The sequence below is a fragment of the Pseudogulbenkiania sp. NH8B genome, assembly GCF_000283535.1.
Classification (GTDB): domain Bacteria; phylum Pseudomonadota; class Gammaproteobacteria; order Burkholderiales; family Chromobacteriaceae; genus Pseudogulbenkiania; species Pseudogulbenkiania ferrooxidans.
Genome location: NC_016002.1, coordinates 2338844 through 2363137 on the forward strand (window position 1 = coordinate 2338844; position 24294 = coordinate 2363137).

The following is a 24294-nucleotide window of genomic DNA, read 5'->3' on the forward strand; positions in this document are numbered from 1 at the left end:
TTACACAAAAGGGAGCTATATCAATGAAACAAACCAGAAGAACCTTGCTGGCCGGCCTGCTTTTGTCGGCTTTTGCCCTGACCGCTTGTGGCAAGAAAGCCGAAGCCCCTGCTGAGCAAGCCGCCAGCAGTGCGCCGGCGCAAGCCACTGCGGCAGCAAAAGAGTACCTTGTCGGTAGCGATGCCAGCTACGCCCCGTTCGAATTCCTGAATGACAAGAAAGAAGTCCAAGGCTTCGACGTCGAGGTACTGACCGCGGCGGCAGAAAAGGGCGGCTTCAAGATCAAATTCGTCAACACCCCGTGGGAGGGGATGTTCGCCACCCTCGATCAGGGTGATCGCGACCTGCTGGCTTCGGCCATCACCATCACCGACGAACGCAAGAAGAACATGGACTTCTCCGATCCGTACTTCGAAGCGCGTCAGCTGATCGCCGTCGGCAAGAATGTCACCGACGTCAAAACCTTCCAGGATCTGAAGAACAAGAAGGTGGCGGTGCAGACCGGCACCACCGGCGACGAAGTCGTGCAAAAACTGCTGGGCAAGACCAACCCCAACATCAAGCGCTTCGAGAGCATGCCACTGGCCCTGAAAGAGCTGGAAAATGGTGGCGTGGACGCTGCCGTGGGCGATAACGGCGTAGTCAGCAACTACGTGATCAACAACCCGCAAAACGGCCTCGCTACCGTCGAAGACACCAAGAGCTTTGCACCGGAGTACTACGGTTTTGCCGCCAAGAAAGGCAACGCCGAGGTACTGGTCAAGGTTAACGCCGGCCTGAAAGCCATCAAGGCCGACGGCACCTACGATGCGATCTACAAAAAATATTTCGCCAAGAAATAACTAAGTTGGTGCAGCAATCCTGGCCGGCATCGCCGGCCAGGCGTTTTATAGGGGCATAAATATGAATTTCCGCTGGGAAATGATCACCGAATATCTTCCGCTGTTTATCGACGGCGCGAAGATGACCTTGCTGATCACGATCGTGGCCGTGATTTTCGGCACGTTGATTGGCTTGTTCATGGGCGTGGCCCGCCTGGCCGAAGGCAAGCACGGCATCAGCAAGATTGTCTTGCGTTACCTGGTCCGCCTACCGGCGACCGCCTATGTGACATTCTTCCGTGGTACACCGCTGTTCGTACAGATTCTGCTGGTGCACTTTGCCCTGATGCCGATGCTGATCCATCCGGTGGACGGCATCATCCTGAGCGGTGATATCGCGCGCGAAATCCGTCAGAACTATGGTGCCTTCATTTCCGGCCTGCTGGCCCTCACCCTGAACGCCGGCGCTTATATCACCGAAATTTTCCGCGCGGGCATCCAGTCCATCGACAAAGGGCAGATGGAAGCCGCACGCTCGCTGGGTCTCAGTTATGGGCAGGCGATGAAAGCCGTCATTGTGCCACAGGCCTTCCGCCGCATGCTCCCTCCGCTGGGCAACGAGGCCATCATGCTGCTCAAGGACAGCTCACTGGTTTCGGCCATCGGCCTGGCCGAGCTGGCGTTTGCCGCCCGCACGGTGGCTGGCGTCTACTCCCGCTACTGGGAGCCTTACCTGACCATCTCCTTCCTCTACCTTGCACTGACCATGCTGATGGCCTGGGGTATCGGCCGACTGGAAAAACGCTTCCAGATCGCCAGCCGTTGAGGCGCAAGACATAGACGAGCAATGGCCGGAATTTCCGGCCATTTTTGCATCTGGCAGCCTGCTCTCGGCGCCATGCGCCGAAGCCGCCCTCGTGGTAGAATCTGGAGCATTTGCCATCAGAAGAAGATAAGCATTTACCCATGACAGATCAGTTTTTCGCCAAGGAAACGATTCCGATCAGCCTTGAAGAGGAGATGCGCCGTTCCTATCTCGATTACGCAATGAGCGTCATCGTGGGACGGGCCCTTCCTGATGTGCGTGATGGTCTGAAGCCAGTACACCGCCGCGTGCTGTTCGCCATGCACGAGCTATCCAACGACTGGAACCGGGCCTACAAGAAATCGGCCCGTATCGTCGGCGACGTCATCGGTAAGTATCACCCCCACGGCGACTCAGCCGTATACGACACCATCGTTCGCATGGCGCAGGATTTCAGCCTGCGCTACCCCCTGATCGACGGCCAGGGCAACTTCGGTTCGGTGGACGGCGACAACGCCGCCGCCATGCGATACACGGAAATTCGCATGGCGCGCATCGCGCACGAACTGCTGGCCGACATCGAGAAAGAAACCGTTGACTTTGGGCCGAACTACGACGGCTCCGAGCAAGAGCCGCTGATCCTGCCGGCCAAGATCCCCAACCTACTGATCAACGGCAGTTCGGGCATTGCCGTGGGCATGGCCACCAACATCCCGCCGCACAACCTCAACGAGGTGATCGACGGCTGCCTCGCGGTACTGGCCAGCAGCGACATCACCATCGACGAGCTGATCGATATCATTCCCGCACCGGATTTCCCGACCGCCGGCATCATCTACGGCACCGCCGGGGTGAAGGAAGGCTATCGCACCGGCCGCGGCCGCGTGATCATGCGCGCGCGCACCCACTTTGAGGATATTGGCAAAGGCGACCGCCAGGCCATCATCGTCGACGAACTGCCATACCAGGTAAACAAGGCCCGCCTGCTGGAGCGCATCGGCGAACTGGTGCGCGACAAGCAGATCGAGGGCATTTCCGACCTGCGCGACGAGTCGGACAAGTCCGGCATGCGCGTGGTGATCGAGCTCAAGCGCGGCGAAATGCCAGAAGTGGTGCTCAACCACCTCTACAAGCTCACCCAGCTGCAGGACAGCTTCGGCATCAACATGGTGGCCCTGGTGGACGGCCAGCCACGCCTGTTGAACCTCAAGCAGATCCTCGAAGAATTCCTGCGCCACCGCCGCGAAGTGGTGACCCGCCGCACCATCTTCGAACTGCGCAAAGCGCGCGAGCGTGGCCACATCCTCGAAGGTCTGGCCGTCGCGCTATCCAACGTCGACGAGATCATCGCGCTGATCAAGGCGTCGGAAACCCCGCCGGTCGCCAAGATCGCCCTGATGGAGCGCGAATGGCGCTCGCCGCTGGTCGAGGAGATGCTGGCGCGTGTCGATCAGGACAAGGCACGTCCGGATGGGCTGCTGCCGGAGTTCGGCCTAAAGGAGCAGGGCTACAAGCTGTCGGAAGTCCAGGCCCAGGCCATTCTCGAACTGCGCCTGCAGCGCCTGACCGGGCTGGAGCAGGACAAGATCGTCGGCGAGTACCGCGAGATCATGGAAGTCATCCTCGACCTGATCGATATCCTGGCTCGCCCGGAGCGTATCAACCAGATCATTTCCGACGAACTGAACGCGGTCAAGACCCAGTTCGGCGACACTCGCCGCTCCGAGATCGAACCGTTCGGCGGCGACATCAACATCGAGGACCTGATCACCCCGCAGGACATGGTGGTGACCGTGTCGCACACGGGTTACATCAAGACGCAACCGGTGGACGATTACCGTTCACAGCGCCGTGGCGGGCGCGGCAAGCAGGCCGCCGCCACCAAGGACGACGATTTCATCGAGACGCTGTTTGTCGCCAACACCCACGATTACGTGCTGTGTTTCTCGTCGTTTGGCCGTTGCTACTGGATCAAGGTGTATGACCTGCCGCAAGGCGGCCGCAACAGCCGTGGCAAGCCGATTGTCAACGTGTTGTCCTTGGCCGAAGGCGAGAAAATCAATGCCATGCTGCCGGTGAAGGAGTTCCGTGATGACCAGTACGTCTTCATGTGCACGGCCAACGGCACCGTCAAGAAGACCCCGCTGGTCGACTTCTCCCGTCCGCGCACGGCCGGCATCATCGCCGTCAACCTGGACGAGGGCGACAACCTGATCGGTGTGGCGCTGACCCACGGCGATGACCAAGTGATGCTGTTCTCGGATGCCGGCAAGGCGGTGCGCTTCAGCGAGACCGACGTGCGCGCCATGGGTCGTAACGCCACTGGCGTGCGCGGCATGATGCTGGGCGAAGGACAGCAGGTGATCTCACTGCTGGTGACCTGCTCGGAAGACCAGATGGTGCTGACCGCCAGCGATGGCGGCTACGGCAAGCGCACCCGCGCCGGCGAGTTCCGCCATACCAGCCGCGGCACCCAGGGCGTCATCGCCATGGACCTGACCGACAAGACTGGCCTCAAGCTGGTGGCGGCGAGCCTGGTGGAAGAAACCGACGACGTGATGCTGATCACCACCGGCGGCGTCCTGATCCGCACCAAGGTGTCCGAAGTGCGCGAAACCGGCCGCTCCGCCCAGGGCGTTCGCCTGATCAACCTGGACGAAGGCGAGAAGCTGATCAGCCTGGTCAAGGTCGCCGAAGGCGAGGACGACGAGGTGGAAGAAGCCGCAGAAGAGGGCGGCGAGGCATGATAGCGACCCCGGTCAATCCCAAGGTATTCGAACCGATGGGGCAGCTGTTCGTATCGCTGCCGCATTGCGCGGCGCTCGGTTTCCAATATCTGGGAGCGGACGGGCGCAAGCCGGTGCTGAAGGTCGACTGGCGCGAAGAGCTGGTCGGCAACCCGGCCACCGGGGTGATACATGGCGGGATCATCACCTCGCTGGTGGATACCACCAGCGCGGTGGCGGTCACCGCCCACCTGGAACGCGTGGAAACCATCGCCACGCTCGACCTGCGCATCGACTACCTGAAGGCCGCCACACCGGGCAAGGCCATCTACTGCCGCGCCGAATGTTACCGGCTCGCCAGTCAGGTCGCCTTCACCCGGGCAGTGTGCTATCACGACAATCCGGACGATCCGATCGCCCACGGTGTCGCCACCTTCATGCGCGAATCGAGCCCGTTGCCGATGTTGCAGGAGCCCCAGGCATGAGCAATTTCATGGAGCAGTTCGCCGCACTGCGCGACCAGAAGCGATTCCAGGACGTTGTCAACGCCATTCCCTACGCCCGCCTGATGGGCGTGGAACTAGGCGAAGACGAATCCGGCGATCTGCTGTTCAGCCTGCCGTTCCACGAGCGCAACGTCGGCAACACCGTGTTGCCGGCCCTGCACGGCGGACTGATCGGCGGCTTCCTCGAAAACGCCGCGATGATCCACCTGATCTGGAACCGCGAATCGCTGGACACCCCCAAAATCGTCGACTTTTCGCTCGACTACCTGCGAAGCGGTCGCCCCAAGACGCTGTATGCGCGCTGCGAGATCACCAAGCAGGGCAAACGCGTCGCGCACGTATTGATCGAAGCCTGGCAGGAAGACCGCAGCAAACCGGTTGCCGTCGCCCGGGCGCACTTCCTGCTGGCCACCACCAGCTGACTGAACCGATATCAAGGACAGACATGGCCAAGGTATACAATTTTTCCGCCGGACCCGCCGTTTTGCCTCACGCCGTATTGGCCGAAGCCCAGAGCGAGATGCTCGACTGGCACGGCTCCGGCATGTGCGTGATGGAAATGAGTCATCGTGGCAAGGAGTTCATGGAAATCATCCATGACGCCGAGCACGACCTGCGCGAACTGATGCAGATTCCGAAGAACTACAAGGTATTGTTCCTGCAGGGGGGGGCATCGCTGCAGTTCGCCATGCTGCCGCTAAACCTGTTGGGCGACAAGAAGTCGATCGACGTGGTCAACACCGGCCACTGGTCGAAGCTGGCCATCAAGGAAGCGAAGCGTTACGCCAACGTGAACGTCGTCGCCTCCAGCGAAGACCGCAACTTCACCTACGTGCCGGCGGAAGAAACCTGGCAGCGCGACCCGGATGCGGCTTATTTGCATTACACCTCGAACGAGACCATCGGCGGCTTGCAGTTCCCCTTCATCCCGTCTTCGGCCAACGGTGTGCCCCTGGTGTGCGACATGTCGTCCGACTTCCTCTCGCGCGAAGTGGACGTCAGCCAGTTCGGCCTGATCTATGCCGGCGCCCAGAAGAACATCGGCCCGTCCGGGCTGACCGTAGTCATCGTGCGCGAAGACCTGCTGGGCAAGGCCCTGCCCAGCACACCGACGATGCTGAACTACCAGGTTCATGCCGATGCCGACTCGATGTACAACACCCCGGCCACCTATCCGGTCTACATCGCCGGCCTGGTATTCAAGTGGCTGAAGGAACTGGGCGGCATCAAGGGCATGGCCGCACGCAACGACGAGAAGGCCGGCCTGCTGTACCACGCCATCGAATCCAGCAATGGCTTCTACTACAGCACGGTGGACGCGCCGTTCCGCTCGAAGATGAACGTGGTATTCCGCCTCAAGGACGAGTCGCTGGAAGACACCTTCCTCAGCGAAGCCAAGAAGAACGGCCTGGTGCAGCTCAAGGGCCACCGCGCCGTCGGCGGCATGCGTGCGTCGATCTACAACGCCATGCCGATCGAGGGCGTCAAGGCGCTGGTCAGCTTTATGATGGACTTCGCCCGCCAGCACAGCTGATTGTTCTCCATTTCGTAACGATGAGTTCTGGACCCGCGCCGCTGGCGCGGGTTTTTTGTTGCCGGCCGGCGCTATATGATGGCAGGCCATCCACCTTGCACTGTGACCCGTCATGAACCCAGCCATTCGCCGACTCCTGATCGCAGGGGGCGTCATCGTTTCCCTCAGCATGGGCATACGCCACGGTTTCGGCTTCTTCATGCCGCCGATGACCACCGCCTTTGGCTGGACCCGTGAGGCCTTCGCCTTGGCGCTCGGCCTGCAGAACCTGGTCTGGGGCGCATCGCAGCCCTTTGCCGGTGCCCTGGCCGATCGTTACGGGCCGGGCCGGGTACTGTTCGGCGGAACCTTGCTCTATGTAGCCGGGTTGCTGCTGATGACCGTATCGTCCTCACCGGGGCTGTTCTCGCTGTCCGCCGGGGTTCTCATCGGGCTGGCCTTGTCCGGCACCACCTATAGCGTGATCTTCGGCGTGCTGGGGCGCTGTGTGCCGGCCCACCTGCGCTCACGCGCGATGGCCATTGCCGCCGCCGCGGGGTCGTTCGGACAGTTCGCCATGGTGCCGATCGAACGTGGCCTGATCGATGGCTTGGGGTGGATTCCGGCCCTGCTGATTCTGTCCGTCTCGGCCTTGCTGATGCTGCCGGCCTCGCGCCTGCTGGTGCAGCACGATCAACATGCTTCTGGTACTGTTCGCCACGGCCTGCTGCTCAATATGTGGCGGACCTTCCGCGGCGCCTGGCAGGAGAAGGGGTTCCGACTGCTCATGGCGGGGTATTTCGTATGTGGCTTCCAGGTCGTGTTCATCGGCGTGCACCTGCCTGCCTACCTGCGTGACCACGGGCTCGGGGGCGGGGTCGCCAGCATGGCGCTGGCGCTGATCGGCCTGTTCAACATCTTCGGCACCATGCTGTCGGGCGAGCTGGGCTCACGTTGGCCGAAACCCTATCTGCTGGCCGGCATCTACCTGTCACGCAGCGTGATTATTGCCTTGTTCCTGTGGGCACCACTCAGCCCCGTGTCGGTCGGCGTGTTCGCCGCCGCGATCGGGTTCCTGTGGCTGTCGACGGTCCCCCTGACCAACGGCATCATCGCCAGCCAGTTCGGCGTGGCGCATCTGGGCATGCTGTCGGGCGCCGTATTCTTCTCGCACCAGGTGGGCAGCTTTGCCGGGGTGTGGCTGGGTGGAGCCATCTACGACGCCACCGGCAATTACAACCTGGTGTGGGCACTCGCCATCGCCCTGGGCATCGCGGCCACCTTGGTCAACCTGCCGATCCGCGAGACAGCCTCCAAGGCGCTGGCATTGCAGGGGTCCTGACCATGTGGACCTGGCTGTCCGGGATCGCGCTAGGCATCGCCTTGCTGCTGACCACGCTGGCTTACCTCGAGCCGGGCTTCATGCTAGGTTTATCCAACTTGATTGTCATATGTTTTTAAGGGGCAACATGTTGGAGACAGAAATCCTGCGCAAGCTCCAGGCACTATGGGAAGAGGGCGAGCGCCACGATGCGCACTGTGCCGAACGGCGCGAAAAATGCCTGAACATCACCATGGATACCGGCCGCTTTCTGTATCAGCTGGCCCGTTTTTCCAGCAGCCGCCACATCCTGGAGATCGGCACCTCTAACGGCTTCTCGACCATCTGGCTGGCGCTGGCAGCGAGCGCCAGCGGCGGACAGGTAATCAGCCTCGACGTGCTCCCCGCCAAACAGCAGCGGGCACGTGAAAATCTCGCCGCCTTCGGCGTGGAATCCCAAGTGGAACTGGTGCTGGCCGACGCCGCAGATTGGCTGGCCGGGGCACCGTCATCCAGCATCGACCTGCTGTTTCTCGACGCCGAGCGCCGCCTTTACCCCGGCTACTGGCCGGATATCCAGCGCGTGCTGCGGTCCGGCGGCCTGCTGGTAATGGACAATGCACAGTCCCATCAGGACGAATGCCGCGATTTTGTCGGGCAAGTGCTTGCGACGGACGGCTATCTCGCGGAAACTTACACGATTGGAAAAGGCCAGTTTGTCATACTGAAAGACGGATAATCGTGTCTGAAGAACTTCTCAAGCAACATCGCGACGCCATCGACGCCATCGACGAAACCATTCTCAAACTGATCAACGAGCGCGCCAGCCATGCGCGCGAGATCGGAGAAATCAAAGGTGGCGGCGTGATCTACCGCCCCGAACGCGAAGCCCAGGTGCTGCGCCGCGTCAAGGACCACAACCCGGGCCCGCTGCCTGGGGAGTCGGTAGCACGTCTGTTCCGCGAAATCATGTCGGAATGCCTGGCGCTGGAAAAACCACTGTCCGTCGCCTACCTTGGCCCGGAGGGCACGTTCACCCAACTGGCCGCCATCAAGCACTTCGGACACGCTGCCCATACCGTGGCCTGCAGCTCCATCGACGAGGCCTTCCGTCTGGTCGAATCCCGCGCCCTCGATTACGTCGTGGCACCGGTGGAAAACTCCACCGAAGGGGCCATCGGACGCACGCTCGACCTGATGATTTCGTCCCCACTGAAAATTTGCGGCGAAGTGGTCCTGCGTATCCATCACCACCTGCTGCGCGGTGCGGAAGGGACCGACGGCATCCGCCGCGTCTACGCCCACGCCCAGGCGCTGGCGCAATGCCACGAATGGCTCAACAAGAATCTGCCGGCCGACGTCGAGCGCGTATCCGTCGCCAGCAACGCCGAAGCGGCGCGTCTGGCAAGCGAGGATGCTAGTGCGGCCGCCATCGCCGGGCAAGCCGCCGCCGAGCGCTACAGCCTGAACAAAATCGCCGAAAACATCGAGGACGAACCCAACAACACCACGCGCTTCCTGGTGCTGGGGCATCAGGACGTGACGCCGTCGGGTAAAGATAAGACCTCGATCATCGTCGCGGCACCCAACCGTCCGGGCGCCGTGCATTCGCTGCTGGCGCCGGTCGCCGACAATGGCGTATCGATGACCAAGTTCGAGTCGCGCCCGTCGCGCGCAGGGTTGTGGGACTACGTGTTCTTCATCGACATGGAAGGACACCGCAGCGAGGAACACGTCGCCAAGGCCCTCGAAGGGTTGGCCGAACGCACCTCCTTCGTCAAGGTCCTCGGCTCCTACCCGGTTGCCGTCATCTGAACACGTTGGCCGAAGCGTCGGCCAACCTCCTGGCTATCCTGTCATGAAATTGGAATCACTTTGTCTGTTTTGCGGCTCGAACCGCGGCGGCCGGCCTGAATACGCCGATGCCGCGCGTCAGCTGGGCACCACCCTGGCCGAGCAGGGCCTGACCCTAGTCTACGGCGCCGGCAAGATCGGCCTGATGGGCGTCGCTGCGGATGCGGCCCTGGCCGCTGGCGGTCGCGTCGTCGGCTTCATCCCTGAATTCCTCCAGGCCAAGGAAGTGGCGCATCTGGGGCTCGACGAGATCCACATCACCGAAACCATGCACCAGCGCAAGGCGCTGATGGCGGAACGTGCCGATGGCTTCATCGCCCTCCCGGGGGGGCTCGGCACCTTCGACGAATTGTTCGAAATCCTGACCTGGGGCCAATTGTCGGTACACAGCAAACCGGTGGGACTGCTGAACGTGGCGGGCTTTTTCGACCCGCTGCTGGCCATGGTGCGCCACGCCGTACAGGAAGGCTTCATGCGCGAGGAAAACCTGTCGTTGTTCGTGGTGGCCGACAACATCGACGATCTGCTGGCCGGCATGCGCACCTATCAGCCGCGCGAAGCGGACAAATGGCTGGAACTGTCTCGCACCTGAACGCTCCGCCTAGCCATCCCTGATCAGAGGGGGATGACGAAGAGTACATCGGGCTGGACGTACTCCGGCCCCGACCGAGGTAAATACCATGAATCAGACTGTTGCTATCGTATTGTCCGGCTGCGGCGTCTACGACGGGAGCGAAATCACCGAAGCCGTCGGCGTCGTGATTGCCCTGTCGCAAGCCGGCTTGCCCTATGCCTTTTACGCCCCGGATCGGGCTCAAATGCATGTCGTGGACCATGCCCGCGGCCAAGAGAGCGGCGAAACCCGCAACATCCTCAGCGAGGCGGCACGCATTGCCCGCGGCCAGATCCGGCCCTTGGCCGAGCTCGATGCCGCCCAGCATAGCGCCATCGTATTCCCCGGCGGCTTCGGAGCCGCCAAGAATCTGACGACCTTCATCAAGGACGGCCGTGACGCTGTGCTCTACGATGATGTCGCTGCAGCGGTGCGGCCATTCGTGTGGCAACACAAGCCGGTTGTCGCGCTGTGCGCAGCTCCGCTGGTACAGGGGCTGATCGCCCGCGACGAGGGACTGGCCGGAGTTAACATCACTTTCGGTAGCTACGCGGAAGGCCAGGCCATGGCCGACGCCTTGACGAGCTGGGGTCAAACCCACGTCGAGACGCCCGTCGACCAGGCCTGCATCGACCTCGCGCACCGTTTCGTTTCCGCGCCGGCCTACATGTACGGCGAGGCGACTCCCGCCGAGGTGTTCGCTTCGTGCCAGGCGGCGGTCACCGCACTCAAATCGCTGCTGAGCTGATCATCGCCCGGCCATTTTCTAGATAAGCAGGAAGTTTCATGATCATCGTCATGGCCAGTAAGGCCTCGCCAGAACAGGTCGCCGCCGTCACCGCCAAGATTCGCGCCGCAGGGTTGGCCGAACACGTCTCCTGCGGCACAGAACGAACCATCATCGGCGCCATCGGCGACGAGAGGGCTCTGACACCCGACATGTTCGAGCTGATGCCCGGGGTGGAACGGGCGATGCGGGTCATGAAGGAATACCGTATCGTCTCGCGCGAAGCCCAGCCAACCGATACCGTCGTCAGAGTGCGCGGGGTGCCAATCGGCGGCGAAACCGTGCAGATCATCGCTGGACCTTGCTCGGTGGAAACGCCGGAACAAATGGCGCTGTCGGCGGCGGCCGTGGCCGATGCCGGCTGCACACTGATGCGGGGCGGCGCCTTCAAACCACGCAGCAGCCCCTACAGTTTCCAGGGCCTCGGCGTGGAAGGGCTGGATTATCTGCAGCAGGCGGCACGCCAACACGGCCTGCCGGTGGTCACTGAGCTGATGGACGTGCGCATGCTCGACACCTTTCTGGAACATGACGTCGACGTCATCCAGATCGGCGCGCGCAATATGCAAAATTTCGACCTCCTCAAGGAAGTCGGTCGCATCAACAAGCCGGTCATCCTCAAGCGCGGGCTCGCCGCCACCATCAGCGAATGGCTGATGGCGGCCGAGTACATCGCCGCCGGAGGCAATCACAACATCATCTTCTGCGAACGCGGCGTACGCAGCTTTGAAACCGCCTACCGCAACATGCTGGACGTGACGGCGATTCCGGTTTTGAAAAAGGAAAGCCACCTGCCCGTCATCGTCGACCCCAGTCACGCCGGGGGCAAGGCCTGGCTGGTTCCGGCGCTGGCCAAGGCCGCCCTGGCGGCTGGCGCCGACGGCCTGATGGTGGAAATGCACCCCAACCCCTGCGAAGCCTGGTGCGATGCCGACCAGGCGCTGACCCCGGCAGAACTGAAGGCGTTGGTCGGCGAGCTGCGCCCCCTGGCGCAGGCCTTGGGACGAAATTTGTAACGCACTGAAAACGAGGTTCAGTATGAGCGGCGACGTCATTTCGATCAGCCTGGCACAGCAACAAGACTTCCAGTTCCGTAACGATTTCGGCGCCTCGGTGCCGCCGCTGGTGAGCGACGAGCCGGCACCTCTTGGCCAGGGCGAAGGGCCGGCGCCTCAGCAATTGCTGCTCGCGGCCGTGGCCAATTGTCTGAGCGCCAGCCTGCTGTTTGCCTTGCGTAAGTTCAAACAGCAGGGCGAGCCGCTGCAGACGACGGCGTCTTGCCTGATCGACCGCAACGAAACCGGGCGACTGCGGGTGATGTCGATCGACGTCACGTTGCGACTGGGGCAGTCCGCCAGCGGCATCGACCATCTCGACCGCATTCTGGGAGGATTTCAGGAGTACTGCACGGTGTCACAAAGCGTCGGCCGCGGCATCCCCATCCGGGTGCAGGTACAGGATGCCGACGGTTCATTTCTGATGTGATCTCGCGCGCTTCCGCCCCTGGCGGAGAGGTGTGTTACTGCCGAGGCGGATTTCAGATCAGGGTCAGGAGCAGTGGAGTCCACCGTACCGCAACCGCCAGAACCGCCAGGGGCACCAGCCAAGCCAGTATGGCGGCACCTCGGCGCATGACATCATCCGCGCCCAGCTGCTGGGTGTCTCGCCACAGCCGCATCCGGTACCAGAAGTAGCCGATGCCAACCATCAGCGGCGGGAAGAACAGGTACAGCCACCACGACTGCCAGGGCAACGCCACGGACAGCAGCGCGACAGCGAGGTTAAACGCGAGCTGCGAGTAAAAATAGGCGGTCAGTTCGGATAGGTCTTCCGCACGGGATGCCGGCTCGACACCCGGCGTCATGGTGCAGGCGAACCAGAGCAGCGCAGACACCGCCATCCACGCATAGGGATACAGTAACGGCAGCCACAAGGCGACACCGGCCAGCGAGGGCAGGGCGGCCTTGCTCAACCATGCGCTGACCAGGTAACCGGCGACCAGCACGGCCCACGCGATACCGCTGCCACTGCGCATCACCCGCCACACGGCGTGCAGAATGTAACTACCCAGCGCAAGCAGCAGGACATCCTGCAGCAGACCATCCGTCATGCCGCAGCCAGCAGGCGCTCGAGCGAGACGGTGATCAACTCGCCGATCTGGGACAGATAGTGTGTCTGCATATCGGCGGTAAAGCGCTGGGGGTCGTTGCTGGCTAGGACAAGCAGCCCGAAAGCCTCGCCAGCCGTGTTTTTCAGCGGAATCATGGCGAAGGATTCGAGCGTCGGCTCGGGCGGAAACCAGCTCAGCACCTGGTCGTTGGCATACGGTCCACAGCTCGCGCCGGACAGGTTCCCCGCCAGCACCTTGATTGCCTGGCGGCCGTTGTAGATGTGCGGCAGCGCCACGGCAGACGGGTGCCACAAGCGCAATGCGCAACGATCCAGCCCGAACTCCTGCTCGAAACATTGCAGCAGGGCGCCCACCAAGCTCTCCAGATCGCGCGAGCGGGACAGCGCCAAGGCCAGCTGATGGGTACGATTGACGATCAGATCATTGCTTTCGGCGTTCTGTACCAACTGGCTAAGACGGCTTTCCATCTGGCGATTACGCTCGCGCAGCTCGAGCACCTGGCGCTCGGCGAACGGCACTACGGTAGTCGTCTGGATGGGTTGCAGGCCGAAACGGCTGGCGTGTTGCAACAGAAAATCCGGGTTGTCATCGAGAAAGCTCAGCACCTGGTCCGTCAGCATCGATACATCCTTAACAAGGCGGGGGTCGGGAGTTACAGAGAAATCTCTCCGGTAAATACGGTGACGGCAGGGCCGGTCATCAGCACCGGCAGCCCCACTCCATCCCAGCGGATACTCAAATCGCCACCCCGGGTATGCACCTTGACGGTATGATCGAGCAGGCCACGGCGTATACCTGCCACCACGGCAGCGCACGCTCCGGTACCGCAGGCGAGGGTTTCCCCCGCGCCACGCTCGTACACCCGCAGACGGATCTCCTCGCGCGACACGATCTGCATGAACCCCGCATTGACCCGCTCCGGGAAGCGCGGGTGCAATTCGATCGCCGGGCCGAGCTCCGCCACCGGAAAGGTGTCGACATCGGCAACGACCTGAACGGCATGCGGGTTGCCCATCGAGACCACGGAAATATCGCATAGCCGGCCGGCCGCATCCAGCGGGTAGGTCAGCGCCTCCTCAGCGGCGACAAATGGTATCTCCGCCGGCTTGAAGCGGGGCACCCCCATGTCGACCGTTACCGTCCCGTCGGCCAGCAACTGGGGGACGATCACCCCCTTGGCGGTCTCGACACGAATGGCCTCTTTGGCACTCAACCCTTGCTCGGCGACGAAGCGGGCGAAACAGCGCGCCCCGTTGCCACATTGTTCCACTTCACTGCCGTCACTATTGAAAATGCGGTAACGGAAATCGTTTTCGCTGGAACCCGACGGTTCCACCAGCAACAGTTGGTCGAAACCGATGCCGAACTGGCGATGCCCCAGTTCCTTGATCTTCTCCGGGGTAAGGTCGACGTGCTGTCGCACCCCATCGATCACCATGAAATCATTGCCCAAGCCATGCATCTTGCTGAATTTCAGTTTCATCGTTCCTGGTCCGGTGAGCCGGGTTTTGTACCAAATAAAAAGCATCATACCGTATCCCCGAGCATGTCGGCATGTCGCATTGACACCTTACTAACCAGTAAGTAAAGTGATTTCATGAAACCTGTATCCAATGCATCAAAAGACACCCAGAAACGCATCCTGGACATCGCCGAGCAGCTACTGCTGACGCGCGGATTCAACGCCTTCAGCTACCAGCACATCAGCAGCGCCCTGGGAGTGCGTAACGCCGCCGTCCACTATCACTTCCCGCGCAAGACCGACCTCGGTGTCGCGCTGGTCCAACGCTACCGGCGCCGCTTTGCTCGTTTCATAGAGGCCCACGCCAACCTCGGCCCGCTACAACAGCTGGAAGGCTATTTCGAGCTCACCGACGCCTACTTCCATCAGGACGAGCAAATCTGCCCGAGCGGCATCCTCACCACCGAATATCACACCCTGCCGGAAGAAATTCAGCTTGAAGCCGGCGCCTTCATTACCGAGATGCGTGACTGGGCGAAAACCATCGCCCGGCGCGGCCGGGACGAGGGGGTCATGACCTACCCGGGGTCTCCGGAGGCCATGGGCGAGGTGATGTTTGCCGCGCTGCAGGGCGGACTGCAACTGGCGCGGATCGATGCAGGCATCCTCGACACCATCAAACAACAAATTCGCGACCTGCTGAAGGTCGAGAAATCATAAAGGCAGATCATTGCCGCCCACACGAGGAAGACGATGGAGTACAAGAAAAACAGCATGAGCCGGATCGCTGACAAGGCCGCCCGGCTACCCGAGGGGCTACGCAGCTTCGTTTTGACCCGCCTGTTTGGCCGGCTGGTTCCGTTTCTGGGAACCGCCGGCCTGTGTTTCGTGGAGGTCGGGCACGATCGGCTGACCGTCTCGCTGCAAAACCGGCGCAAGGTGCAGAACCACATCAAGGGCGTACACGCCGCCGCCATGGCCCTGTTGGCCGAAACCGCCAGCGGCTTCGTGGTCGGCATGAACGTACCGGACAGCAAACTGATGCTGCTCAAATCCATGCATGTGGATTACCTCAAACGCTCGCAGGGCAGCATGAAGGCGACAGCCGTCCTCACGCCCGACCAGATTCGCCGCATGCACGAGGAAGAGAAAGGGGATGCCGCGGTTGAAGTCGTGGTAACCGACGAGTCCGGCGAGTCGCCGATCCGTTGTGAAATGATCTGGGCCTGGGTGCCCAAGAAACGGGCGTGAAGAGCATGAGCATGGATTTTGACACCCTGGCCCTGAGCGTCGACGGCCATGTCGCGCAGGTCAGCTTCAACCGCCCCAACAAGGCCAACGCGCTGAACGAAACCATGTGGCAGGAACTCGGCTCCGCCATGGCGTGGTGCGATACCGAGCCGGACGTTCGCGCCATCGTTCTTGCCGGCGAAGGGGAGCATTTCTGTTCGGGTATCGATCTGGCCATGTTGCTTGGCGTGCAGCAGACGATACAGGACCCCTGCGAAGGAAGAAAGCGCGAGAAACTCCGCACCCTCATCCTGCGCCTGCAAGACGCGGTCACGAGTCTGGAACGCTGCCGCAAGCCGGTCATCGCCGCGATTCATGGAGCGTGCCTCGGCGGCGGCTTGGACATCGCACTGGCTGCCGATATTCGTCTGGCGGCCGCTAACGCCGTATTTGGCGTCAGGGAAGTCGATATCGGCATGGTGGCTGACGTCGGCGCCTTGCAGCGACTGCCCGCCATCGTGGGTGAAGGTGTGGCACGGGAAATGGCCCTGACCGGTCGCGAGGTGAAGGCCGAAGAAGCCAGAGCCATTCGCCTGGTCAACCGGGTGCTGCCTGATCGGGCCAGCCTGCAAGCCGAGGCACTCTCGATGGCACGGCTGATTGCAGTGAAGTCGCCGCTCAGCATTCGCGGCAGCAAGGAAGTCATGAATTACAGCCGCGACCATTCGGTAGCCGATGGCCTGAACTATGTTGCCACCTGGAATGCAGCCATGCTGCTATCCGACGACATTCAACGCGCGGCCATCGCTACCATGCACGGCCAGCCAGCCGTATTCGATAACTGAGTGCGGCTTCTTGATCGGGGAGGCACAAAAAAAAACGGCGCCGAAGGCGCCGTTTTTACTTGCAGGGACCGATTACTGGGCGGCGCTGGCAGCCGGCGCAGCAGCGGCAGCAACCGGCTCGCCACCTACGGTGGAGACCACTTCCCACTTGCCATTCTTGACCTGGTAAACAGTCACCGCGCCGTTCTTGATGTCGCCCTTATCGTCGAACGAGATCTTGCCGGTTACGCCGGTGTAGCTGGTCTTGCCCACTTCAGGCAGGTATTTCTTCGGATCGGTCGAGCCGGCACGCTTCATGGAGTCGACCAGAACGCGAACGGCATCGTACTCGTACGGAGCGTAGATCTGCACTTCGGTGTTGAACTTGGCCTTGAACTTCTTATCGAATTCGGCAAAGCCCGGCATCTTGTCACGCGGCACGCCGCAGCTGGAAGCCAGCTGGCCTTCGGAGGCATCGCCGGCCAGCTTGATGAATTCCGGAGTCTGCCAGCCATCGCCACCCATCAGTTTGGCCTTGATACCCAAGCGCTTCATCTGCTTGGCCAGCGGACCAGCCTGGGCGTCCATGCCGCCGTAGAATACCACGTCAGGCTGGGTGGCCTTGATCGAGGTGAGGATGGCGTTGAAGTCGGTAGCGGTGTTGGTGGTGAATTCGCGCTTCACCACGTTGACACCCTTACCCTTGACGGCTTTCTCGAATTCGTCGGCCAGGCCCTGACCGTACGCGGTACGGTCATCGATGATGGCGACTTTCTTGGCTTTCAGACCATCGGCGGCAAACTGGCCGAGAGCGGTGCCTTGCTGCACATCGTTGGCGATAACGCGGAAGGTAGTCTTGAAGCCTTGCTTGGTGTAGTCGGGGTTGGTGGCAGACGGGGAAATCTGCGGGATGCCAGCATCGGAGTAGATTTTGGAGGCCGGGATGGTGGTGCCGGAGTTCAGGTGACCAACAACGCCGACCACACCGGCGTCGACCAGGCGCTGAGCAACCTGGGTGCCGATTTTCGGATCGCCTTGGTCGTCTTCGGAAACCAGTTCGAACTTGACTTTCTTGCCGCCGATTTCGACGCCTTCGGCGTTCAGGTCTTCGATAGCCAGTTGTGCGCCGAATTCGTTGTCTTTGCCCAGATGGGAGATCGGGCCGGTCATCGGAGAAACTTGACCGATCTTGACAACGGCTTGACCGCTGGCTTCCGCTTGCGGGGCAGAAGCGCCGCCTTCAGCGGCTTTTTGTTCTTGCTTGCCGCAAGCAACCAACGTGACGGCAGCAGCAGCGATGAGGCTCAGACGAGCGTATTTGTTCATGTTCGATTTCCCCTGATCTTATCTATGTAGACTTAGCGATCTATATGTTTACCGGCAGGTCTATTCTTTTGGAATAGCTTCCAGCTGCGAATGATTATGCGCAGGCACTTTCACCCTGTCAACGAACTGAATGACACAAATCCGACAAAAATAAACAGGCAGGACTCGGCTACTTGGTGGCACCAATACCCCTGGCGCGCAGCAGCCGTTGCTCGGCCGGCTCGGCAGTGCATGGCTCCCACCCGGCAAGGTTCTTCTCGACCAGGCCCGCCAATGCCGCAATCCATTGCGGGCTGTCGTTAAGACAGGGGACATAGCGGTATTCGCCGCCACCATGGGTCAGAAAGGTTTCCTTGCCTTCCATCGCCATTTCCTCGAGGGTTTCCAGGCAATCGGAGACGAACCCGGGGCAGATGACGTCGACCCGAGCAGTATGGTTTTTTCCCAACTGGGCCAGCACCTCCGAGGTGTAGGGCTTCAGCCATTCAGCCCGGCCGAAACGGCTCTGGAAACAGACAACGTACTGATCCTTGCCCAGCCCCAGCGCCTCCGCCAGCAAACGCCCGGTCTTTTGACACTCGCAGTGATAGGGATCGCCCTTGTCCAGGGTAAAGCGCGGCACACCATGAAAACTCATGACCAGCTTGTCGGCACGACCATGCCGCTGCCAGTGCGCCCGAACCTGCTCCGCCAGGGCGCGGATATAGCCGGGATCATCATGAAAATGTCGCACCGTACGCAACTCGGGCATGTTGCGCAACTTCATCAGGGTGCGGAACACGTCATCGAGCGCGGTGGCACTGGAAGAGGCAGCATACTGGGGGTAGAGCGGCACGACCAGGAGACGCTCCACCCCTTGGCCGCGCATGCTGGAGATGACCTGTTCCACGGAAGGGGAGCCGTAGCGCATGGCGAAGTCGACCACCAGGTTGCGATAGCCGTGCTCACCCAGGTAGCCGCGCAACAGCTTGGTTTGGCGCTGCGTGTGGGTGAGCAGGGGAGAGCCGTCCTTGCCCCATATCGCCGCGTATTTTTCAGCCGACTTGCGCGGGCGGGTGTTGAGGATGATGCCGTTGAGAATCAGCCACCACAGGGCACGGGGAAGTTCGACCACTCGCGGATCGGACAGGAACTGCTTGAGATAGGGACGCAAGGCCTTGCCAGTGGGCGCATCCGGCGTACCCAGGTTGAGCAGCAGCACACCGGTCTTGGGAGTGTAGTCGTGCTGAAAGGCGGGTTCTTTGTTGTAGCGGGACATGGCGTGTCCTTAAGGGGTAACAGTAGGCGCAAAAGGCAGTGGACCGAAAAACGGCAGCCGGGTAAAGCGGCTGCCGTCAGGCCGGGGGCATCAGTCGTCCCGCGCGGGGACCAGCACGGAGCGGTTGCCGTTGGTTTCCATCGGCGAGACCAGGCCGGCGCTTTCCATCTGTTCGATCAGGCGGGCAGCGCGGTTGTAGCCGATACGCAGGTGACGCTGCACCGAGGAAATCGACGCCTTGCGGGTTTTCAGCACGATAGCCACGGCCTCGTCGTAGAGGGCATCGGCTTCACCCCCTTCGCCGCCGCCAGCGGCATCGAATCCGCTGCCGTCGTCGCTTTCGGCCTGGCCGGAGAGGATGCCTTCGACGTAATCGGGCTCGCCAGTGGTCTTGAGATACTCCACTACCTGATGCACTTCGTCATCGGCAACGAAGGCGCCGTGTACCCGCAGGGGGTAACCGGTGCCCGGCGGCAGATAGAGCATGTCGCCCTGACCCAGCAGCGCTTCGGCGCCCATCTGGTCGAGGATGGTGCGCGAGTCGATCTTGCTCGAGACCTGGAACGCGATGCGGGTCGGGATATTCGCCTTGATCAGGCCGGTGATCACGTCCACCGACGGGCGCTGGGTGGCCAGGATGAGGTGAATGCCGGCGGCGCGGGCCTTCTGCGCCAGACGGGCGATCAGCTCTTCGATCTTCTTGCCGGCGACCATCATCAGGTCGGCCAGTTCGTCGATGACCACGACGATGAGCGGCAGCGTCTCCAGCGGCTCGGGCGTTTCGGGCGTCAGCGAGAACGGGTTCGAGATTTTCTGTCCGGCCTTGTCGGCGTCCTTGATCTTCTGGTTGTAGCCGGCGAGGTTGCGCACGCCGAGCTTGGACATCAGCTTGTAGCGCTTTTCCATCTCGGCCACGCACCAGTTGAGCGCGTTGGCGGCCTGCTTCATGTCGGTGACCACGGGCGCCAGCAGATGAGGAATGCCTTCGTAGATGGACAGTTCGAGCATTTTCGGATCGACCATGATCAGGCGCACTTCACGCGGGGTCGCCTTGTACAGCAGCGACAGGATCATGGCGTTGATGGCGACCGATTTACCCGACCCCGTGGTGCCCGCCACCAGCACGTGCGGCATCTTGGCCAGATCTGCCGAGATCGGCTGGCCGGCGATGTCCTTACCCAGCGCCATGGTCAGGCGCGAGGTGAGGTTCTGGTAGGTTTCCGATCCGATGATCTCCGACAGGCGCACGATCTGACGTTTCGGATTGGGTAACTCCAGCCCCATGTAGGTCTTGCCGGGGATGGTCTCCACCACGCGGATAGAGACCAGCGACAGGGCGCGCGCCAGGTCCTTCATCAGGTTGACGATCTGGGCCCCCTTGACGCCCACAGCCGGTTCGATTTCATAGCGCGTGATCACCGGCCCGGGGTAGGCGGCGATGACCTTTACTTCGACGCCGAAGTCGGCCAGCTTGCGTTCGATCAGGCGTGAGGTGTACTCGACCGTTTCCTGCGATACCGGTTCGGCCTGTTCTTTGGGTGGCTCCAGCAGTGCCAGGCCCGGCAGTTCGCCATCACCCGGTGCAGAGAACAACGATTGTTGCACCGGTTTTTGCACCTTGGGTGAGACGGGGATATCAAGCACCGGCGGCTCGATACGCACCGGCGGTTTTTCTTCGGCTTTTTTCTTTTCGGTGGTGACCTTGTTTTCGCGTTGTTGCGCTACTTCGCGTCCGATTTCGCGATCCTTGCGTGCCTGCCAGGCGTACCACGCCTTGAGAGCGTTCTCTTCGATGGCGGCACCGATCCGCTCCATCAGGTCGAGCCAGGACAGGCCGGTAAACAGGGACAGGCCGATGGCTCCTGACACCGATAGCAGCAACGTGGCGCCTGGGAGGCCAAAGGCGCGTGAAGCTGCATTGCCGAGGAAATGTCCCAGCATGCCGCCGGCAGCAAGCGGCAGCCGGAGTGCCTTGCCGGCCAGGAACAGGCCTTCCAGCCCGGCGCTGGCCAAAAGCAGCATGAAGAAGCCGGCCATGGCGGCGACGGTCATCGGATTGAGGCGCAGCCCTAGCGTTTCTATTCGCTTGTAGCCCCAACTGATGGCCACCAGACAGAACACCACCACCCACCAGGCGGACAGCCCAAACAGGTAGAGCATCAGGTCTGAGACCCAGGCGCCGAAGGCGCCGCCGTAGTTGCGTACCGAAGGATCGGGAGAGCTATGCGACCAGGATGGGTCGTGCGGCGAGTAGCTGGCAAGGATGAGGACGAGGTATACCGCGGCCACCGCCATCAACAGCCACCAGGCCTCGCGCAACAGGCTGACGAGGCGGGGAGGGAGCGGGGTCGAATTATTCTTGACGACGGCCTTTCGCTTGAAAAGTCGCATTTTTTCTCTGGGAAGGCGATAACAGTGGGAGATTATAGCCCGAGCCGGCGTGGATTCGTATTGCGGCGTTGAGCCTGCGGCGAGCAGGTCAATGCCTCCGAGCCCAAGCAGCACGGACAGTCATGACATTTGAAACGACGCAGCGGGCACATTGAAGCATGATGCCCGGGCCACCGCCACCCCATTGTTTGACGGAGGAGCGGCGGCGTGCAGGCTGCCTATCTAATGATGTGACAGACAGCAGGGTTCGACACTAGCGCGGATAGATCGCACCCAGCACGCGCGGACCGCGCGCGCCCGTTACGGCAGCCAGATTGCCCGGTTCGCGATGGATCAGCTGGCGCGCCAGCCAGGCGAAGGCAGCGGCCTCGACCTGGTGCACCGGCAAGCCTAGCACGGCAGTGGTGGAGAGTTGGCGTCCCGGCAAGGCTTCGGCCAACCTTGCCATCAGGCGATCGTTCATGGCGCCGCCGCCGCAGACATAGACAGAGGAAGCGGTAGGCGCCCAGCGCTCGACGGCGTCGGCAATGCTGACCGCGGTCAGTTCCAGCAGGGTAGCCTGGACGTCGGCCGGAGCCAATTCGGACCCTGCGAGATGGGCATCCAGCCAGGTCAGATCGAACAGGTCCCGGCCGGTGCTCTTGGGCGGCTCCGCGGCGAAGAACGGTTCGGCCAGCAGGCTTTCCAACAGCGTGGCGTCGACCTGGCCGGACGCCGCCCAGCCGCCGCTCTGGTCGAAACGGGCGCCGGTATGGCGATGACACCAGGCGTCCATCAGGATATTCCCTGGACCACAGTCGAAGCCGATGACCGGCTGCTCAGGGTCGAGCCGGGTGAGGTTGCTGATGCCGCCGATGTTGACGATGGCGTGGGCCTGCTCCGGATGCGCAAACAGCGCCTCGTGGAAGGCGGGCACCAGCGGTGCGCCGTGTCCGCCCGCCGCGATGTCGCGGCTGCGGAAATCGCCACAGACGTCAATGCCGGTGGCTTCGGCCAGACCAGCGAGGTTGCCGATCTGCAGCGTGTAACCGGCGTGAGGGGCATGGCGGATGGTCTGGCCGTGACAACCGATGGCGGTGATGTCGGCGGCACTCAGCCCACCCGTATCCAGCACGCCTCGCACGGCTTCGGCGTACAAACCGGCCAGGGTGTTGCCCAGACGCGCCGCACGGTCCAGCTCGTTGCCGTCGGCCGGTTGCAAGGCCAGCACGGCGTCGCGCACCAGCGCGGGGTAGGGCACGAAGAAATCGACAGTCACGTTGCAGTTGCCGTCGTCGTCGAAGGTGACCAGCACCGCGTCGACACCGTCGAGGCTGGTGCCCGACATCAGTCCGATATAGCGTTCAGTCATCAGTCCAGTTGGGCTACCGTTACCGGCAGCTCTCGCAGTAGCTTGAGGTTGGCAGAAAGCTTAACGCTGCTTTGGCGGAAGGCCAAGCGTTGCTGGGCGGACAGGCCCGGTGTCGGCAGCGCGGCGGTGGACGGATCGACCGCCTCGTTGTTGATGCGCACCTCGAAATGCAGGTGCGGACCGGTGGAACGGCCGGTGGAACCGACATAACCGATCAGATCGCCCGCCTTGACGCTTTTGCCGGCATGCATGCCCGGCGCAAAGCGGCTCATGTGGCCGTATAGCGTCGACATTTTGGCACTGTGACGAATGACGACGACGTTGCCGTAGCCGTTCTCGGTCTCGGCGGTGGCGACGATGCCGTCGGCTGGGGCGACGATCGGCGTACCGGTGACGGCGGCGTAGTCCACCCCCTTGTGCATGCGCAGCGAGTGCAACACCGGGTGGTAGCGCATGCCGTAACCGGAACTGATGCGAGCACCGCGCACCGGCTGTTCGTTGAAGCCTTTCTTGATCGGATTGCCGTTTTCGTCGTAGTAGGCGCCGGATTCGCTATCGTGGGCGAAGTAGTAGGCACGGTAACTCTGCCCGCCGTGCTCGACCTCGGCTGCCAGCAGGTTGCCGTTGGCGATCGGCGAGCCGTTGAACAGCAGGCTTTCGAATACCAGGTTGATGCGGTCACCCTGTTTCAGGCTGGCGAGCTCGAAGCGGTCGGTAAAGATTTCATTGAGCTGGGCACGAATCTCTGGCGGCACTCCAGCGCGGGACAGGGCCGCACCGACGCCCCCGGATTCGATGTCGATCGAGCGCATCGACTGGATGGTCTGGGTTTCCAGCGGATCGGCACTGGCACGCCATTGGCCATTGGCCTTTTCAATGGCGACCATGACTTGCTCGCCGTTTTCATCGTCGTTCAGAAAACGCAGGCCGAACAGTTCGCCGGCGTCGTTGGTCTGCACCGAGAGGGTCTGGCCGTCCTTGAGCTTGAGCAGGTTCTTCGACAGCGGGCTGGAGTTGAGGAAGCGCTGGGCTTCGCCGTCGCCGACACCGAGGCGGTTGAGCAGCCGCCCGAGGGTGTCGCCGCGCTGGACCTGTTCGTCACGCCAGTAGGGCGTGGTGCTGATGCTGGAGGTGTAGACGGGCAAGGCCAGGCGCTGGGTGACGGTTTCGACATCGATGTGCGGCGGTTCGGGCTGATCACCGTTGCCGGCCACGGCAAACGCCGTCACCACGCCGAACAGGGGCAGGGAAGCGGCCAGGCCGAGCCAGCTCAGGCGGTGATTCATCAGGCGATGCACACAACTTTGCGGTAACTTGAGCAGTTTGCGATAATCCATTGTTCTCTAGAGTCTGGGCAGGGAGCGTTTCCTGCCTT

Annotated in this window: 24 protein-coding genes; 16 read left to right on the forward strand and 8 right to left on the reverse strand. The window is 61.9% G+C overall.

All coding sequences use genetic code 11. The annotated features are described in order from the left end of the window. The first annotated feature begins 23 nt into the window (after positions 1–23). The 13 genes from NH8B_RS10745 (at position 24) to NH8B_RS10805 (ending at position 12431) form a co-directional block, all read left to right on the forward strand. On the forward strand, positions 24–842 hold the full coding sequence (locus tag NH8B_RS10745; protein WP_083844254.1) for a basic amino acid ABC transporter substrate-binding protein: 819 nt from the start codon (positions 24–26) through the stop codon (positions 840–842). 61 nt (positions 843–903) lie between these two features. Then, positions 904–1647: an amino acid ABC transporter permease gene (locus NH8B_RS10750; RefSeq protein ID WP_008952716.1), complete on the forward strand. Its 744-nt coding sequence runs from the start codon at positions 904–906 to the stop codon at positions 1645–1647. 140 nt (positions 1648–1787) lie between these two features. Continuing rightward, the gene (gyrA, locus tag NH8B_RS10755) at positions 1788–4373 is read left to right on the forward strand and encodes a DNA gyrase subunit A (RefSeq protein ID WP_014087313.1); all 2586 of its coding nucleotides are present in this window, start codon (positions 1788–1790) and stop codon (positions 4371–4373) included. Beyond that, the gene (locus NH8B_RS10760) at positions 4370–4837 is read left to right on the forward strand and encodes a PaaI family thioesterase (RefSeq protein WP_014087314.1); all 468 of its coding nucleotides are present in this window, start codon (positions 4370–4372) and stop codon (positions 4835–4837) included. The genes gyrA and NH8B_RS10760 overlap by 4 nt, the downstream gene beginning before the upstream one ends. Continuing rightward, entirely contained in the window at positions 4834–5280 is a 447-nt protein-coding gene (locus tag NH8B_RS10765) for a PaaI family thioesterase (protein WP_014087315.1), read from the forward strand. Before NH8B_RS10760 ends, NH8B_RS10765 begins: the two co-directional genes overlap by 4 nt. Positions 5281–5303: 23 nt before the next feature. Then, positions 5304–6392, forward strand: a complete 1089-nt coding sequence (gene serC, locus NH8B_RS10770; protein ID WP_008952720.1) for a 3-phosphoserine/phosphohydroxythreonine transaminase — start codon at positions 5304–5306, stop codon at positions 6390–6392. A 112-nt stretch (positions 6393–6504) separates the two neighbouring features. Continuing rightward, a complete protein-coding gene (locus NH8B_RS10775) occupies positions 6505–7713 on the forward strand; it encodes an MFS transporter (protein ID WP_041702933.1) in 1209 nt (402 codons plus the stop codon). Positions 7714–7840: 127 nt separating this feature from the next. Next, positions 7841–8431 carry an O-methyltransferase gene (locus tag NH8B_RS10780; RefSeq protein WP_014087317.1) on the forward strand — a complete coding sequence of 197 codons (591 nt, stop codon included), beginning with the start codon at positions 7841–7843 and terminating at the stop codon, positions 8429–8431. A 2-nt stretch (positions 8432–8433) separates the two neighbouring features. Then, a complete protein-coding gene (gene pheA, locus NH8B_RS10785; protein WP_014087318.1) occupies positions 8434–9507 on the forward strand; it encodes a prephenate dehydratase in 1074 nt (357 codons plus the stop codon). A gap of 43 nt (positions 9508–9550) precedes the next feature. After that, positions 9551–10138 carry an LOG family protein gene (locus NH8B_RS10790; RefSeq protein ID WP_014087319.1) on the forward strand — a complete coding sequence of 196 codons (588 nt, stop codon included), beginning with the start codon at positions 9551–9553 and terminating at the stop codon, positions 10136–10138. A gap of 88 nt (positions 10139–10226) precedes the next feature. Next, complete coding sequence (gene elbB / locus NH8B_RS10795; protein ID WP_014087320.1) at positions 10227–10907, forward strand: isoprenoid biosynthesis glyoxalase ElbB; 681 nt, start codon at positions 10227–10229, stop codon at positions 10905–10907. A 38-nt stretch (positions 10908–10945) separates the two neighbouring features. Next, positions 10946–11962: a 3-deoxy-7-phosphoheptulonate synthase gene (gene aroF / locus NH8B_RS10800; protein ID WP_014087321.1), complete on the forward strand. Its 1017-nt coding sequence runs from the start codon at positions 10946–10948 to the stop codon at positions 11960–11962. Positions 11963–11984: 22 nt separating this feature from the next. Next, entirely contained in the window at positions 11985–12431 is a 447-nt protein-coding gene (locus NH8B_RS10805; RefSeq protein ID WP_014087322.1) for an OsmC family protein, read from the forward strand. Between the two features lie 52 nt (positions 12432–12483). On the opposite strand, the gene NH8B_RS10810 is transcribed toward NH8B_RS10805, so the two are convergent. Genes NH8B_RS10810 through dapF form a run of 3 tightly spaced genes read right to left on the reverse strand, consistent with a single transcriptional unit; the run spans position 12484 to position 14560 of the window. Next, positions 12484–13056 carry a hypothetical protein gene (locus NH8B_RS10810; RefSeq protein ID WP_014087323.1) on the reverse strand — a complete coding sequence of 191 codons (573 nt, stop codon included), beginning with the start codon at positions 13054–13056 and terminating at the stop codon, positions 12484–12486. Next, positions 13053–13697 carry a DUF484 family protein gene (locus NH8B_RS10815; protein WP_014087324.1) on the reverse strand — a complete coding sequence of 215 codons (645 nt, stop codon included), beginning with the start codon at positions 13695–13697 and terminating at the stop codon, positions 13053–13055. Before NH8B_RS10815 ends, NH8B_RS10810 begins: the two co-directional genes overlap by 4 nt. Positions 13698–13729: 32 nt before the next feature. Next, a complete protein-coding gene (gene dapF / locus NH8B_RS10820; protein ID WP_014087325.1) occupies positions 13730–14560 on the reverse strand; it encodes a diaminopimelate epimerase in 831 nt (276 codons plus the stop codon). Between the two features lie 114 nt (positions 14561–14674). On the opposite strand from dapF, the gene NH8B_RS10825 reads away from it, so the two are divergent. From NH8B_RS10825 to NH8B_RS10835, 3 genes are read left to right on the forward strand one after another with little or no spacing between them, the layout of a single operon-like run. Next, positions 14675–15259 (forward strand): TetR/AcrR family transcriptional regulator, encoded by a 585-nt coding sequence (locus tag NH8B_RS10825; RefSeq protein WP_014087326.1) that lies wholly within the window; start codon positions 14675–14677, stop codon positions 15257–15259. 54 nt (positions 15260–15313) lie between these two features. Further along, on the forward strand, positions 15314–15790 hold the full coding sequence (locus tag NH8B_RS10830) for a DUF4442 domain-containing protein (protein ID WP_232503447.1): 477 nt from the start codon (positions 15314–15316) through the stop codon (positions 15788–15790). 11 nt (positions 15791–15801) lie between these two features. Beyond that, positions 15802–16614: a crotonase/enoyl-CoA hydratase family protein gene (locus NH8B_RS10835; protein WP_014087328.1), complete on the forward strand. Its 813-nt coding sequence runs from the start codon at positions 15802–15804 to the stop codon at positions 16612–16614. Positions 16615–16686: 72 nt separating this feature from the next. Here the strand turns inward: NH8B_RS10835 and NH8B_RS10840 are convergent, their stop codons facing one another. From NH8B_RS10840 to NH8B_RS10860, 5 genes are all read right to left on the reverse strand, one after another. Then, positions 16687–17919, reverse strand: coding sequence for a branched-chain amino acid ABC transporter substrate-binding protein (locus tag NH8B_RS10840; protein ID WP_014087329.1), 1233 nt, complete (start codon positions 17917–17919; stop codon positions 16687–16689). A 169-nt stretch (positions 17920–18088) separates the two neighbouring features. Continuing rightward, complete coding sequence (gene hemH, locus NH8B_RS10845) at positions 18089–19177, reverse strand: ferrochelatase (RefSeq protein ID WP_014087330.1); 1089 nt, start codon at positions 19175–19177, stop codon at positions 18089–18091. A gap of 90 nt (positions 19178–19267) precedes the next feature. Beyond that, positions 19268–21568: a DNA translocase FtsK gene (locus NH8B_RS10850; RefSeq protein ID WP_014087331.1), complete on the reverse strand. Its 2301-nt coding sequence runs from the start codon at positions 21566–21568 to the stop codon at positions 19268–19270. A 253-nt stretch (positions 21569–21821) separates the two neighbouring features. Further along, positions 21822–22919 (reverse strand): anhydro-N-acetylmuramic acid kinase, encoded by a 1098-nt coding sequence (locus NH8B_RS10855; protein ID WP_014087332.1) that lies wholly within the window; start codon positions 22917–22919, stop codon positions 21822–21824. Then, positions 22919–24256, reverse strand: coding sequence for a M23 family metallopeptidase (locus NH8B_RS10860; RefSeq protein WP_014087333.1), 1338 nt, complete (start codon positions 24254–24256; stop codon positions 22919–22921). The genes NH8B_RS10855 and NH8B_RS10860 overlap by 1 nt, the downstream gene beginning before the upstream one ends. Positions 24257–24294 lie beyond the last annotated feature (38 nt).